Origin of the sequence: Mesorhizobium huakuii (assembly GCF_014189455.1) — a bacterium.
Classification (GTDB): Bacteria; Pseudomonadota; Alphaproteobacteria; order Rhizobiales; family Rhizobiaceae; genus Mesorhizobium; species Mesorhizobium huakuii_A.
In genome coordinates, this window is the sequence record NZ_CP050296.1 from 5,763,793 (window position 1) to 5,776,530 (window position 12,738).

Sequence of the window (12,738 nt, forward strand, 5' to 3'; positions counted from 1 at the left end):
GGGCGTGCCCGCTAAAAGGCCAAATCTATTTCTGCAAAGCAGAGACCAGTTTCCGCCGGCCGCGCCGGCGGTTTTCGCGAAAAGGCAGCAGTCATGAGTGGCGTGAACGAGATCCGGTCGACATTTCTCGACTATTTCCGCAAGGAGGGCCACGAGGTCGTGGCCTCGAGCCCGCTCGTGCCGCGCAACGATCCGACATTGATGTTCACCAATGCCGGCATGGTGCAGTTCAAGAACGTCTTCACCGGTCTGGAGAAGCGGTCTTATTCGCGTGCCACCACCGCCCAGAAGAGCGTTCGCGCCGGCGGCAAGCACAACGACCTCGACAATGTCGGCTACACCGCGCGCCATCTGACTTTCTTCGAGATGCTCGGCAATTTCTCCTTCGGCGACTATTTCAAGGAGCGCGCCATCGAGCTTGCCTGGAACCTGATCACCAAAGAGTTCGGTCTGAAGAAGGACAAGCTGCTGGTCACCGTCTATCACACCGACGATGAGGCGGCCGGCTTCTGGAAGAAGATCGCCGGTTTCTCGGACGATCGCATCATTCGCATCCCGACCTCGGACAATTTCTGGGCGATGGGCGACACCGGCCCTTGCGGACCGTGCTCGGAAATCTTCATCGACCGTGGCGAGCACATCTGGGGAGGTCCTCCCGGCAGCCCCGAGGAGGATGGCGATCGCTTCCTCGAATTCTGGAACCTGGTGTTCATGCAGTATGAACAGGTGACGAAGGAGGAGCGCATCGACCTGCCGCGCCCCTCGATCGACACCGGCATGGGCCTAGAGCGCATGGCCTCGATCCTGCAAGGGGTGGAAAGCGTCTTCGAAACCGATCTGTTCCGGCACCTGATCGATGCGGCGTCCTCCGTGCTTGGGCGCGCTCCCGATGCGGAAACGGTGGCGTCCTACCGCGTCATTGCCGATCACCTGCGCTCGTCCTCCTTCCTGGTCGCCGACGGTGTGCTGCCGTCGAACGAAGGCCGCGGTTATGTGCTGCGTCGCATCATGCGCCGCGCCATGCGGCACGCGCAGCTGCTCGGCGCGAACGAGCCGCTGATGTGGAAGCTGGTGCCGGCGCTGGTGCGCGAGATGGGCCAGGCCTATCCCGAACTGCTGCGCGGCGAACAGTTGATTACAGAGACGCTGAAGCTCGAGGAGACGCGCTTCCGCAAGACGCTGGTGCGCGGCCTCGGCCTGCTCTCCGAAGCGACGGAAACGCTGCATGCCGGCGACATGCTGGATGGCGAGACGGCTTTCAAGCTCTACGACACCTACGGCTTCCCGCTCGATCTGACGCAGGACGCGCTGCGCCAGCGCAACATCTCGGTCGATCTTGCCGGCTTCACCAATGCGATGGAGCAGCAGAAGGCCGAAGCGCGCAAGCATTGGACCGGGTCCGGCGAGGCCGCGACGGAGACGGTGTGGTTCTCCGTGCGCGAACAGACCGGTGCCACCGAGTTCCTCGGCTACGAGACTGAAGCTGCGGAAGGCCTGATCCAGGCGCTGGTCAAAGACGGCAAGACCGTCGACAGCGCCGGCAAGGGCGACGCCGTCGCGGTGGTCGTCAACCAGACCCCGTTTTACGGCGAGTCCGGCGGCCAGATGGGCGATACTGGTATCATCTCGGGCGAAGGCTTCTCGATCGAGATTTCCGACACGCAGAAGAAGGCCGACGGGCTGTTCGTGCATCTCGGCAAGGTGGCGAGCGGAACCGTCAAGACGGGCGCTGCCGTCGAGCTCAAGGTCGATCATGCGCGCCGCACCAGGCTGCGCGCCAACCATTCCGCCACGCATCTGATCCATGAGGCGCTGCGCGAGGTGCTGGGCACCCATGTCGCGCAAAAGGGCTCGCTGGTGGCGCCGGAGCGTCTGCGTTTCGACATCTCGCACAACAAGCCGATCTCGGCCGAAGAGCTTGAAGAGGTCGAGCGCATGGCCAATGAAATCGTCGTGCAGAACAGCCCGGTGACGACGCGCCTGATGTCGGTCGACGACGCCATAGCCGAGGGCGCCATGGCGCTGTTCGGCGAGAAGTACGGCGACGAGGTGCGCGTCGTGTCGATGGGCACGGGGCTGCATGGCGCCAAGGCCAACCGGCCCTATTCGGTCGAACTCTGCGGTGGCACCCATGTCCGGGCGACCGGCGATATAGGCCTGGTCCGCGTCGTCTCCGACAGCGCGGTCGCCGCCGGCGTTCGCCGGATCGAGGCGCTGACCGGCGAGGCGGCCAGAAAACATCTCGACGAGCAGGACAGGCGCCTGAAGGCGGCGGCGGCCGTACTGAAGATCTCGCCCGCCGACGTGCCGGCGCGCGTCGAGGCTTTGCTCGAAGAGCGCAAGAAGCTCGAGAAGGACCTGACCGAAGCGCGCAAGAAACTGGCGCTGGGTGGCGGTGCGGCTGCGGGTGCGCCGTCGGAGAATGAGACGGTCGCGGGCGTCGGCTTCCTCGGCAAGGCGGTCTCCGGCGTGTCACCCAAGGATCTGAAGCCGCTGGCCGATGCCGGCAAGAGCTCGCTCGGCTCGGGCGTCGTCGTCTTCGTCGGTGCCGGCGAGGACAATAAGGCCAGCGTCGTCGTTGCCGTCACCGACGACCTCGTCGGCCGCTTCAGCGCTGTCGACCTGGTGCGTGTGGCCTCCGCCGCGCTGGGCGGGCAGGGCGGTGGCGGGCGGCCAGACATGGCCCAGGCCGGTGGCCCAGACGCCTCGAAGGCCAATGATGCGATCGCGGCTGTGAAGGCGGCGCTCGAAGCCGCCTGAAAGCCGCGACATGAATATTCTCGTCCTCGGCGGCTATGGTTTGATCGGGGACGCAATCGTTGGCCGTTTGCTACGCGACGGTCATCATGTCACCGGTCTCGGCCGCGATGTCGGGGATGCCGGGCGGCGCCGCCCGGCGGTTCGCTGGATCGCGGCGGACATGTCGAAACTGCTCGCCGCTGAAGACTGGCTGCCGGTGGTCGCAGGCATGGACGCGGTGGTCAATGCGGCGGGCGTCTTGCAGGACGGCCCGCGCGACCGCCTCGACGCCGTTCACCGGGGCTCGGTGGTGGCACTCGTCGCGGCCTGCGAACAGGCCGGCGTGCACCGCTTTGCGCAGATCTCCGCGATCGGTGCCGATGTCGCTTCGGCAAATCCTTTCTTCAGCACCAAGGCGCAAGGCGACAGGGCCGTCGCAAGCTCCTCGCTTGAATGGACCATCCTGCGGCCCGGCCTGGTGATCGCGCCCGCCGCCTATGGCGGCACGGCGCTTCTGCGCGCCCTTGCGGCATTCCCCGGTTTTGTTCCGGCCGTCATGCCGCGCCAGCCGATCCAGACCGCAGCGGTCACCGAAATTGCCGAAGCGGTGTCACGGGCGGTCGCCGGATCGCTGCCGCGACTTGCCGTCGATCTCGTCGAAGCCAATGCCAGACCGCTCGCCGATGTTCTGCTGGCCTTGCGTGCGTGGCTTGGTCTGCCGCCGGCGAGAGTGGTGCCGATGCCGGCCATTCTCGGCCGGCTTGCGGGCGCCGTTGCCGATATGCTTGGCATTCTCGGTTGGCGGTCTCCGTTGCGCTGTGCAGCCCTTGCCGCGGTGGCGCGCGGCGTGACAGGCGATGCCTCGGCCTGGAACCAGGTTTGCGACCGTCCGCTTCAGCCGCTGGAGGCAACGCTGGCCGACATGCCCGCAAATGTCCAGGAACGATGGTTTGCCCGCCTCTGGCTGGCGAAACCTGTCATCTTCGCCTGCCTCTCCCTGTTCTGGCTTGTTTCGGGGATCGTCGGCCTGATCCGGCAAGAGGCGGCGGCGGATCTCCTTGTTTCGCACGGCGTGTCGGCGAGCTTCGCCCATCTGTCGGTTCTGGCCGGAAGTGCGGCGGATATGCTGGTTGGCGCGGCTGTCGTGGTCCGATCCCTGGCCCGACGCGCGCTGCTGGCAATGATTGCGATCACGCTGTCCTATCTGGCGGCGGCGACGCTTCTTGTCCCTGGTCTATGGCTTGATCCACTGGGACCGCTGGTCAAGACGATCCCCGCGCTTTGCCTGGTGGTGGTGGCGCTGGCGGTGCTCGACGAGCGATGAGCTTCTGGGCCGACATATTGCGCTGGGCGCATGTCATCGGCGCCACGGTTCTGTTCGGCACCGGCGCCGGTATCGCCTTCTTCATGCTGATGGCGCAACGCACCGGCCGCGCCGATCTCGTCGCCCATGTCGCCGGCACGGTCGTCATTGCAGATACGATTTTTACGGCGACCGCCGTCATCGTGCAGCCGATCACGGGCGTGTTGCTGGCGCGGGCCGTGGGCTGGCCGCTCTCCGAAGGCTGGATCGTGCTGTCTCTGCTGCTTTATGTCGTGACCGGTCTGTTCTGGCTGCCGGTGGTCTGGATCCAGATTCGGATCCGGAATCTGGCACGGCAGGCGGTCCTCGAAAACGCACCGCTGCCCGCTGAAGAGAAGCGCCTGTTTCGCATCTGGTTTGCTTGCGGCTTTCCGGCCTTTAGCGCTGTGCTTGCGATCCTTTGGCGGATGGTGACCCGGCCGGAAATTAATCTTTAGACCACGCCACCTCGCTTTGCCGCCTCCAGTGCGCGCGTCATTCTGTTGGAGTCACCCCAGGTGGACAGCCAGATCAGCACGTCGGTGGCGATCGAAATCAGTGACCGCAGAAGGTTCAGCGCCGGGCCGGGCGATTTCAGCTGCTCTTCGGCGTGATGAAGATGAGCGAGCTCTTCCTCACGGATCGCCAGGATGATGCTGTGCAGGTCGTGGTCGCGGTTGGCCAGAAAGAAGAGCTGATCGTCAAGATGGTGGTGAACCGCCGCCTCGACCGCCGCAGTACAGGCCCAGATGCCTTGCGGGCCGAGCAGGGCGGTCAGAAAGCCTAGCAGCCAGCCGCCCCAGCTCCAGAATTGCATCACCCGGCACGGTCGCGACTGTCTCGCCGGCATGGCGGCGCGGAAGGCAGCGCTATGAATGCGCTCGTGCCCGAGCATTTCCGACAAGGATGGTACGCAATCCGGCCAAAAGCGCCTGGCTATAAGAATCTGCGCCGAGTAGATCCTGATCGCACCGAACTCACCGGCGTGGTTGACCCTGACTATTCTGGCAATGGTGAGCGCGTCCCGGCGAGAAAGGTCAGCCATGGGCGCCCAAAACCCCATGTCAGCCCGCCGCCAAGCTCGGACGCTTTGCGAGGCGGTCCCACCAGGCCTGGATGTCGGCGAACGCTGCCATCAGCCTTTGCCCGTCGGAGACCTTGAGGAAATAGGCGATGATCGGCGCCGCATGCAGGTCGGCCAGCGTCAGCTGGTCACCGAGCAGCCACGGTCCCGGTGCCTTGAGTGCGGTGAGCACCTTGAGCACCGTTTCGGCCTGTCGCAGCCCGTTGCCGATCAGCGCCTCGTCGGGGACTTCTTTCTCCAGCCGTTCGACGGCAACGTCCCAGACCATGGACCGATAGGCGTAGGCGTCGAGCATGCCAATGATCTGGTTCATGGTCGCGCGGGCGCGCAAGTCCACGGGCAACAGCGCAGGGCCGTCGAATGCCTCGTCGACATAGCGGGCAATCGCGCTGGTTTCGAACAGGCGAAAGCCATCATGTTCGAAGGCCGGAATGCGGCCGAACGGGTGATGTTCGAAATACCAGGCTGGAATGCCCTCGGCGGCAAAGACATCGACCGGCACAAGCTCGTAGTCGACGCCTTTTTCCGCGAGCACGAGGCGGACAATGCGCACATAGACGCTGTAATCCGCCCCATAGACGACCGGCTTGGCCATGACTCCTGGCTTACGCCATCGCCTTCTGCAAATTCTCGTCGATCTTGTCGAGGAAGCCGGTGGTCGACAGCCAGGGCTGATCGGGGCCGATCAACAGCGACAGGTCCTTGGTCATGAAACCGCTCTCGACGGTCTGGATGCAGACCTTTTCCAGCGTCTCGGCAAAGCGCTTCAGCTCGGCATTGTCGTCGAGCTTGGCGCGGTGGGCGAGGCCACGCGTCCAGGCGAAGATCGAGGCGATCGAATTCGTCGAGGTTTCCTCGCCCTTCTGGTGCTGGCGGTAGTGGCGGGTGACGGTGCCGTGCGCGGCTTCCGCCTCAACGGTTTTGCCGTCCGGCGTCATCAGCACCGAGGTCATCAGGCCGAGCGAGCCGAAGCCTTGCGCCACCGTGTCGGACTGCACGTCGCCGTCATAGTTCTTGCAGGCCCAGACATAGCCGCCCGACCATTTCAGGGCGGACGCCACCATGTCGTCGATCAGGCGGTGCTCGTACCACAGCTTCTTCGACTTGAACTCGGCCTCGAATTCGGCCTCGTAGACCTCCTGGAAAATGTCCTTGAAGCGGCCGTCATAGGCCTTGAGGATGGTGTTCTTGGTCGAGAGATAGACCGGATAGTTGCGCAGCAGGCCGTAGTTCAGCGAGGCGCGGGCGAATTCGCGGATCGACTCGTCGAGATTGTACATGGCCATGGCGACACCGGCGCCGGGTGCATCGTACACATCATGCTCGATCACCTGGCCGTCCTCGCCGACGAACTTGATCGTCAGCTTGCCTTTGCCCGGAAAGCGGAAATCAGTGGCGCGGTACTGGTCGCCAAAGGCGTGACGGCCGACGATGATCGGCTTGGTCCAACCCGGCACCAGGCGCGGCACGTTCTTCATGATGATCGGCTCGCGGAAAATGGTGCCGCCGAGGATGTTGCGGATAGTGCCGTTCGGCGACTTCCACATCTTCTTCAGCTTGAATTCCTCGACGCGCTGCTCGTCGGGCGTGATCGTCGCGCATTTCACGCCGACGCCCCATTTCTTGATGGCGTTGGCCGAATCGATGGTCACCTGGTCGTTGGTGGCGTCGCGGTGCTCGATGCCGAGGTCGTAATATTCAAGCTTCAGGTCGAGATAAGGGTGGATCAGCTTGTCCTTGATGAACTGCCAGATGATGCGGGTCATCTCGTCGCCGTCGAGTTCGACGACCGGGTTCGCCACCTTGATCTTCGCCATGAAAGAATGCCTCGTTGCTGGGATATGGGACGGCCTTGCCCGCGTGGGGTTCGGCCAGGGGATGCCGCCCGTATATCAAAGCGCTTTTGGCCGCGCAAACGGCGATCGGTCACGAATGTGAGGCTGTCGCCGCGATCATTTGCCAAAGCTTCATTTTCGCGGCTGAATATGGCAGGGAACGCTGAAATGCCGCAAACAGCAGTTCATTGACAATCATGCCTGTCATCAAAGATCCCGATAGCACTGCACCCGCCGGTCCGGCGATCGTCCTCGTCGAGCCGCAGCTTGGTGAGAACATCGGCATGGTCGCCCGCGCCATGGCCAATTTCGGTCTGTCGGAGCTGCGCCTGGTCAACCCGCGCGACGGCTGGCCGAGCGAGAAGGCGCGCGCCGCCGCCAGCCGCGCCGACCATGTCATCGACGCCGTGAAGGTGTTCGACGACCTGGCCTCGGCGCTGGCCGATCTGAACTTCGTTTTCGCCACCACCGCCAGGCAGCGCGACGGCTTCAAATCCGTGCGCGGGCCGGTGGAGGCGGGCAGGGTGCTGCGCGCCCGCCATGGCATGGGGCAGCGCACCGGCATCCTGTTCGGCCGCGAGCGCTTCGGTCTCTACAATGACGAGGTCGGCCTTGCCGACGAGATCGTCACCTTTCCCGTCGATCCCGATTTCTCTTCGCTCAACATCGCCCAGGCGGCCTTGCTGATGTCCTATGAGTGGATGAAGTCCGGCCTGGAGGACGAGACCAAGACCAATTTCACCGGGCCGGAGATGAAGCCGGCCAGCAAGGAAGAGCTGTACGGCCTGTTCGCCTATCTCGAAGGCGCACTCGAGGCTCGCGGCTATTTCCGGCCGGCGCCGAAGAAGCCGAAGATGGTCGACAATCTGCGCGCCGTGCTGACGCGCGCCGGTTTCGCCGAACCGGAGCTCAAAGTACTGCGCGGCATTATTTCCTCACTCGACAGGTTTTCCCCGGCGATGCCGCGTGGCGACGGCTCGCCGGGAGACGATCCAAGACGACTTCCGGCCGCTGCCCGAAGTCGGGCGGCAGACAAAGAAGATTAAGCTCGGTTAAGCTTCGAACGTCTGGAGTAACCGAATATTATTCGGTTCTCATCCATCCTTATCGAAACTTTGGGGGTGGCATATGTTTACGTCCAATATAGGCCGGATGCGCTTCTTCCTTTACTCTCTCGGCCTGTCCGTGGCAGAGGTGGTGGCGATCATCATCTGCATCATGGGCACGATCGGCTTTGAAGGGCTGGTCTATTCGGCGCCAGGCCCGTCAAGGCAAGGCATGGCCGGTGCTGTACTGGTCTTCTCGCTCATCTTCGTTGTGCTGCGCGGCAACATTGCCTTGCGCCGCGGCCGCGATGCAAACGGGCGCCGGTGGATCGTGTGGTCTTATATCGTGCTTTCCGGCTTCTACGCCGTTCTGCAAGCAGGCACGCTGCTGGTCATCAAATTCGGCGATCCGGAAAGCGTGCCTGGCGGCCTGAACCTGCTTGGCCTTTCCATATTCGGCCTTTGGTGCAGCATCCTGTGGGCAAAGCCTGTCGCCGGCAGCAATATCGAAGAACTGACCTCAATGTTCGACTTTGACGGCCCGCTGCCAACATCGGCCCGCGCCGACCGAACCGCGGCAAGCAATGTCCCAGCTACGCCGCGTGTCGCCGCTGCACGCGTTCCGCCCGCGCCGCAGCCTTTCGGCAGGCCGCGCCCCGCCGGTTTCGGCAAGCGTGGGGTGTGAGGCCCGGAACTGTGCAAAAGCTGCGAGCATTCGCCACTTCAAGACCATGATCGTTGCGGATAGAAACGGCATTGGCCAAATCACTGGCCAGCCTCTTTCCGTGGTCCGATATTCATGAACGATCGATCAAGCCACCGCCCGATCCTGATGTTCGATTCCGGCGTCGGCGGGTTGACCGTTTTGCGCGAGGCGCGCGTGCTGATGCCGGACCGGCGCTTCATCTATGTCGCCGACGATGCCGCCTTTCCGTTCGGCGCCTGGGAAGAACCGGCACTGCGCACCCATATACTCGAGCTCTTCGCCAAGCTGCTCGACCGGTTTGCGCCGGCGATTTCCGTCATCGCCTGCAACACCGCCTCGACGTTGGTGATCGATGCGCTGCGCGATGCCTTTCCCGGCCATCCCTTCGTCGGCACCGTGCCGGCGGTCAAGCCGGCGGCGGAGCGCACCCGCTCGGGCCTGGTTTCGGTGCTGGCGACGCCGGGTACGGTGAAGCGGCAATACACGCGCGACCTGATCAGCAAATGGGCACAGAAATGCCATGTCCGCCTGGTTGGCAGCGACAGGCTGGCGGGGCTTGCCGAAGTCTATATGCGCGAGGGCTTTGTCGACGAGGAGGCCGTGCGCGCCGAGATCTCGCCCTGCTTCATGGAACATGACGGGCTGAGAACCGACATCGTCGTGCTTGCCTGCACGCACTATCCGTTCCTGGTCAACCGCATGCGCAAGACCGCGCCCTGGCCGGTCGACTGGATCGATCCGGCCGAGGCGATCGCCAGGCGAGCCCTCTCCCTGCTGCCGCCCGTCGATGGGCCGCTGCCGCAAGGCGAGCCCGATATCGCGGTCTTCACGTCAGGCAAGGCGGATTTCGCCGTCAGCAGGCTGATGCAGGGCTTTGGGTTGGTGGCGGAAACGTCTGCCGCCTAAACGGGTTCGAAGACGATGCTGCGTTGATCCGCATCGGCCAACACCAGTTTTAGCGTCAGACCGTCACCCTGTCTGACCCCGGAGGCCTTCACGGTGGCAACGACAGGCATGTCGGCAAGCTGAACGCGCACGCCATGATCGACGAAGTCGGTGACAACGGCTTTGAACGTTTCCCCCTCGCGTCCCCTGAGCATCACCGCCTCGGCAAGGTCGATCGCCGCATGGTTGATCTGCGAGGCGCGGGCATCCGAACGCCCCATCACCTTCGGCAATCCAGCGAATGCATCGGTGACGGCCTGCGGCACGGGCTGACCGTTGGCGATTGCCAGCGCGCAGCGCACGACATAGCGGTCGGCGAGCCGCCTGAGCGGTGCGGTGGCATGGGCATAGGTGGCGGCCATCGCCTCATGCCAGGGAACGACACCTTCCTGATAGGGCTGGTAGGACGCGCCGTTGCCTGCACGGCGGATTTCCAGCATCAATGCGGCTTGTTTCGGATCGGCCGGGTCAAGCGTGCGCTGATAGTCGCGCAGGCCGGTAGAGGCCGGCCAGGACAGGCCGAGCGCCTGTGCCGCGTTGCGCAGTCTTTGCACCTTGGAAGCGTCCGGCCCGGACATGACCCGGAACAGCCCGGTCTCGTGCGCCAGCATGGCGTCGGCAATCGCCATGTTGGCAGCCAGTGAAAGTGCTGCATTGTCCAGCTCGGATTGCAGCAGCGGTCTGAACGAAAGCCGGAAGGTGCCGTCGGCGAGCCTTTCCACCTCCTGCTCGGGCGGGTCGACGCGCGAAGCGCCACGACGCTCTTCGTTTGCCGCAATGCGCCGCGCCAATTCGGCGAAGTCGGGCGGAACGTCGGACGCCTTCACGCTGTCATAGGCAAGCTTCGCGCGGCTTCGAATGATTGCCCGTTCCACGCCATCCAGCTTCACCGTGCCGTCTTCGGCGACCCGAACCGTGAAGATCACAGCTGGACGCGGTCCATCCGGCAACAAGCTCGCCGCAGCCTCGGCAAGCACCGGGGGATAGAGCCCGGCCTTGCCGTCCGGCAGGTAAAGCGTTTGGCCCCGGTTCCAGGCTTCGACATCCACCGCGTCGCCGTCCTCGACGAACCAGGCCACGTCGGCAATGGCATAATGCAGCAGAAGATCACTGCTGCTCGCCTCGATCGAGAACGCCTGGTCAAGATCGGTGGAGGCCGCCGGATCGAGCGTGACGAAGGGCATATCAGTTCGATCGGCATGCTGGTTCGGCACACGTCTGGTCGCCGCTTCCGCGGCTGCCACGACGTCTGCCGGAAATCCATCCGGCACGTGGAATTCGGTACGGATTTTCGCCAGGCCGGTGGAGAGGGCTTGTGAGGGGTCTGTCAGAGACTTCATTCAGCAGTCCTACACCGGGGCTCCGGACACGGGAAGGCTGCCAACGAACTTGCCGAAGCCGATCGCCTGACGGGCTGATAGCAGCCGCACGAGGAACTGGGCAGCTTGCGCGCTGGAACCGCCGCCGAAGCGCGGCGTTTCTGCAGACAGCAACGGAGAAACCGCCATGCCAGCCACCTCGAAAGCCCAGCAAATGGCCGCCGGAGCCGCACTGTCGGCCAAGCGCGGCGAGACCAAGAAAAGCGAACTCAAAGGCGCTTCCAAGGGAATGTACGGATCCATGAGTGAAAAGCAGCTCGAGGAATTCGCCGAGACCAAGCGCAAGGGGCTGCCGGAAAAGAAGTCGAAGGCCTGAGTATCGCTCGCGAAACATTGACCAAACAGACAAGGCCCGCAGCGGAACTGCGGGCCTTGTTTCTTCAAGCAAAATCTCTGGAAACGTTTGCCTTACCAGCGGTGGCAGCGCCTTATCTTTTGCACGATCACCTTGCGATGGCCGTGCCGCCACACCACCCTCTTCTTGACGATGACGCGGCACACTTGTTTGTGGCCGTGCCAATGGCGCGCCATGGCCGGTTCCGGCGCCACCGCCATCGAACCTGCAAGCACCGCTGCTCCTGCCAAGGTAAGGAAGAACTTCTTCATGCTAATTGGACTCCTCAAGCTCCAGATCCCTTCCTGGTGCCGTTGGCGCAAACCTCCCGCCACATCCGGCATCGCATCAACGACCCGAACGCTATAGAGTTGCGTTGCGCCGCGCCACTCACAAGCTTGACACCGGTTAAATCTCGGTTTAACCAGCCGCCAACGCCGGGCAGCGATGTCCGGTGTTTGTTTTGTATGCGCAAGACCGGTTGCCTTGGTTTCTGGTTTTGTTTGAACTGACGTGTCCCGTGGGTTTTCCGCCGCGTTGCGTGGGAAAACCCTGTCAGGTCTCGAAAACGGAGGCCAGAGGAGGGCGCGTTTCCTTCACCCGGACCATGAGGTGCCGGGTGTGTTGTTTTGAAAAGGGAATGCGATGAGCAAGCGCGAATCCGCGAAATACAAGATCGACCGCCGTCTCGGCGAAAACATCTGGGGCCGCCCGAAGTCCCCGGTCAACAAGCGTGAATACGGCCCCGGCCAGCACGGCCAGCGCCGCAAGGGCAAGCTTTCCGATTTCGGCCTGCAGCTCCGCGCCAAGCAGAAGCTGAAGGGTCACTATGGCGACGTTTCGGAAAAGCAGTTCCGCAAGGTCTATGAAGAGGCTGACCGCCGCAAGGGCGACACTTCGGAGAACCTGATCGGCCTGCTCGAGTCGCGTCTCGACGCGGTCGTCTACCGCGCCAAGTTCGTGCCGACCATTTTCGCGGCCCGTCAGTTCGTCAACCACGGCCACGTCAACGTCAACGGCAAGCGCGTCAACATCGGCTCGTACCGCTGCAAGCCGGGCGACGTCGTCGAAGTGCGTGAAAAGTCGAAGCAGCTGGTCATCGTGCTCGAATCGGTCGGCCTCGCCGAGCGTGACGTGCCGGACTATATCGAAGCTGATCACAACAAGATGGTCGCGACCTTCTCGCGTATCCCCGGCCTGGCGGACGTGCCGTTCGCCGTCCAGATGGAACCGAACCTGGTCGTCGAATTCTATTCGCGCTAAGCGAACGCTTTCTGCGATACCGAAAGGCCGCCCCTCGAGGCGGCCTTTTTGTTTGGCACATCCGC

14 protein-coding genes are annotated in these 12,738 nt (G+C 63.4%); 8 read left to right on the top strand and 6 right to left on the bottom strand.

The features are described from left to right. Positions 1-93: 93 nt before the first annotated feature. Genes alaS through HB778_RS27910 form a run of 3 tightly spaced genes read left to right on the top strand, consistent with a single transcriptional unit; the run spans position 94 to position 4,539 of the window. Positions 94-2,760, top strand: a complete 2,667-nt coding sequence (gene alaS, locus HB778_RS27900; RefSeq protein ID WP_183458599.1) for an alanine--tRNA ligase — start codon at positions 94-96, stop codon at positions 2,758-2,760. A gap of 10 nt (positions 2,761-2,770) precedes the next feature. Next, a complete protein-coding gene (locus HB778_RS27905; RefSeq protein WP_183458601.1) occupies positions 2,771-4,063 on the top strand; it encodes an SDR family oxidoreductase in 1,293 nt (430 codons plus the stop codon). Next, the gene (locus tag HB778_RS27910; RefSeq protein ID WP_183458603.1) at positions 4,060-4,539 is read left to right on the top strand and encodes a DUF2269 family protein; all 480 of its coding nucleotides are present in this window, start codon (positions 4,060-4,062) and stop codon (positions 4,537-4,539) included. The genes HB778_RS27905 and HB778_RS27910 overlap by 4 nt, the downstream gene beginning before the upstream one ends. Here the strand turns inward: HB778_RS27910 and HB778_RS27915 are convergent. The 3 genes from HB778_RS27915 to HB778_RS27925 are packed head-to-tail and all read right to left on the bottom strand — an operon-like array spanning position 4,536 to position 6,982. Next, positions 4,536-5,126 carry a demethoxyubiquinone hydroxylase family protein gene (locus HB778_RS27915; RefSeq protein ID WP_183458605.1) on the bottom strand — a complete coding sequence of 197 codons (591 nt, stop codon included), beginning with the start codon at positions 5,124-5,126 and terminating at the stop codon, positions 4,536-4,538. The genes HB778_RS27910 and HB778_RS27915 overlap by 4 nt on opposite strands. A 19-nt stretch (positions 5,127-5,145) precedes the next feature. Then, positions 5,146-5,760, bottom strand: coding sequence for a glutathione S-transferase family protein (locus tag HB778_RS27920; RefSeq protein WP_183458607.1), 615 nt, complete (start codon positions 5,758-5,760; stop codon positions 5,146-5,148). A 10-nt stretch (positions 5,761-5,770) separates the two neighbouring features. Next, a complete protein-coding gene (locus HB778_RS27925) occupies positions 5,771-6,982 on the bottom strand; it encodes an NADP-dependent isocitrate dehydrogenase (RefSeq protein ID WP_183458609.1) in 1,212 nt (403 codons plus the stop codon). A gap of 215 nt (positions 6,983-7,197) precedes the next feature. On the opposite strand from HB778_RS27925, the gene HB778_RS27930 reads away from it, so the two are divergent. The 3 genes from HB778_RS27930 (at position 7,198) to murI (ending at position 9,658) form a co-directional block, all read left to right on the top strand. Then, the gene (locus HB778_RS27930; RefSeq protein ID WP_183458611.1) at positions 7,198-8,046 is read left to right on the top strand and encodes an RNA methyltransferase; all 849 of its coding nucleotides are present in this window, start codon (positions 7,198-7,200) and stop codon (positions 8,044-8,046) included. Between the two features lie 82 nt (positions 8,047-8,128). After that, complete coding sequence (locus tag HB778_RS27935) at positions 8,129-8,731, top strand: hypothetical protein (RefSeq protein ID WP_183458613.1); 603 nt, start codon at positions 8,129-8,131, stop codon at positions 8,729-8,731. A gap of 114 nt (positions 8,732-8,845) precedes the next feature. Then, positions 8,846-9,658: a glutamate racemase gene (gene murI, locus HB778_RS27940; protein WP_183458615.1), complete on the top strand. Its 813-nt coding sequence runs from the start codon at positions 8,846-8,848 to the stop codon at positions 9,656-9,658. Here the strand turns inward: murI and HB778_RS27945 are convergent. Both HB778_RS27945 and HB778_RS27950 read right to left on the bottom strand, forming a co-directional pair. Next, positions 9,655-11,037 (bottom strand): RNB domain-containing ribonuclease, encoded by a 1,383-nt coding sequence (locus HB778_RS27945; protein WP_183458617.1) that lies wholly within the window; start codon positions 11,035-11,037, stop codon positions 9,655-9,657. The genes murI and HB778_RS27945 overlap by 4 nt on opposite strands. 9 nt (positions 11,038-11,046) lie before the next feature. Beyond that, positions 11,047-11,205 carry a hypothetical protein gene (locus HB778_RS27950; RefSeq protein ID WP_183458619.1) on the bottom strand — a complete coding sequence of 53 codons (159 nt, stop codon included), beginning with the start codon at positions 11,203-11,205 and terminating at the stop codon, positions 11,047-11,049. On the opposite strand from HB778_RS27950, the gene HB778_RS27955 reads away from it, so the two are divergent. Then, positions 11,204-11,392, top strand: a complete 189-nt coding sequence (locus tag HB778_RS27955) for a DUF3008 family protein (RefSeq protein ID WP_183458621.1) — start codon at positions 11,204-11,206, stop codon at positions 11,390-11,392. The two genes, HB778_RS27950 and HB778_RS27955, sit on opposite strands and share 2 nt — an antisense overlap. 92 nt (positions 11,393-11,484) lie before the next feature. On the opposite strand, the gene HB778_RS27960 is transcribed toward HB778_RS27955, so the two are convergent. Further along, on the bottom strand, positions 11,485-11,682 hold the full coding sequence (locus HB778_RS27960; RefSeq protein ID WP_183458623.1) for a hypothetical protein: 198 nt from the start codon (positions 11,680-11,682) through the stop codon (positions 11,485-11,487). A 373-nt stretch (positions 11,683-12,055) separates the two neighbouring features. Here HB778_RS27960 and rpsD point away from each other — a divergent pair, with 373 nt between their 5' ends. Further along, positions 12,056-12,673, top strand: a complete 618-nt coding sequence (rpsD, locus tag HB778_RS27965) for a 30S ribosomal protein S4 (protein ID WP_013895883.1) — start codon at positions 12,056-12,058, stop codon at positions 12,671-12,673. The last annotated feature ends 65 nt before the right edge of the window (positions 12,674-12,738 follow it).

Coding starts and splice junctions, on each gene's coding strand:
- alaS (WP_183458599.1), top strand. CDS start 94: ATGAGTGGCGTGAACGAGATCCGGTCGACATTTCTCGACTATTTCCGC.
- HB778_RS27905 (WP_183458601.1), top strand. CDS start 2,771: ATGAATATTCTCGTCCTCGGCGGCTATGGTTTGATCGGGGACGCAATC.
- HB778_RS27910 (WP_183458603.1), top strand. CDS start 4,060: ATGAGCTTCTGGGCCGACATATTGCGCTGGGCGCATGTCATCGGCGCC.
- HB778_RS27915 (WP_183458605.1), bottom strand. CDS start 5,126: ATGGCTGACCTTTCTCGCCGGGACGCGCTCACCATTGCCAGAATAGTC.
- HB778_RS27920 (WP_183458607.1), bottom strand. CDS start 5,760: ATGGCCAAGCCGGTCGTCTATGGGGCGGATTACAGCGTCTATGTGCGC.
- HB778_RS27925 (WP_183458609.1), bottom strand. CDS start 6,982: ATGGCGAAGATCAAGGTGGCGAACCCGGTCGTCGAACTCGACGGCGAC.
- HB778_RS27930 (WP_183458611.1), top strand. CDS start 7,198: ATGCCTGTCATCAAAGATCCCGATAGCACTGCACCCGCCGGTCCGGCG.
- HB778_RS27935 (WP_183458613.1), top strand. CDS start 8,129: ATGTTTACGTCCAATATAGGCCGGATGCGCTTCTTCCTTTACTCTCTC.
- murI (WP_183458615.1), top strand. CDS start 8,846: ATGAACGATCGATCAAGCCACCGCCCGATCCTGATGTTCGATTCCGGC.
- HB778_RS27945 (WP_183458617.1), bottom strand. CDS start 11,037: ATGAAGTCTCTGACAGACCCCTCACAAGCCCTCTCCACCGGCCTGGCG.
- HB778_RS27955 (WP_183458621.1), top strand. CDS start 11,204: ATGCCAGCCACCTCGAAAGCCCAGCAAATGGCCGCCGGAGCCGCACTG.
- HB778_RS27950 (WP_183458619.1), bottom strand. CDS start 11,205: ATGGCGGTTTCTCCGTTGCTGTCTGCAGAAACGCCGCGCTTCGGCGGC.
- HB778_RS27960 (WP_183458623.1), bottom strand. CDS start 11,682: ATGAAGAAGTTCTTCCTTACCTTGGCAGGAGCAGCGGTGCTTGCAGGT.
- rpsD (WP_013895883.1), top strand. CDS start 12,056: ATGAGCAAGCGCGAATCCGCGAAATACAAGATCGACCGCCGTCTCGGC.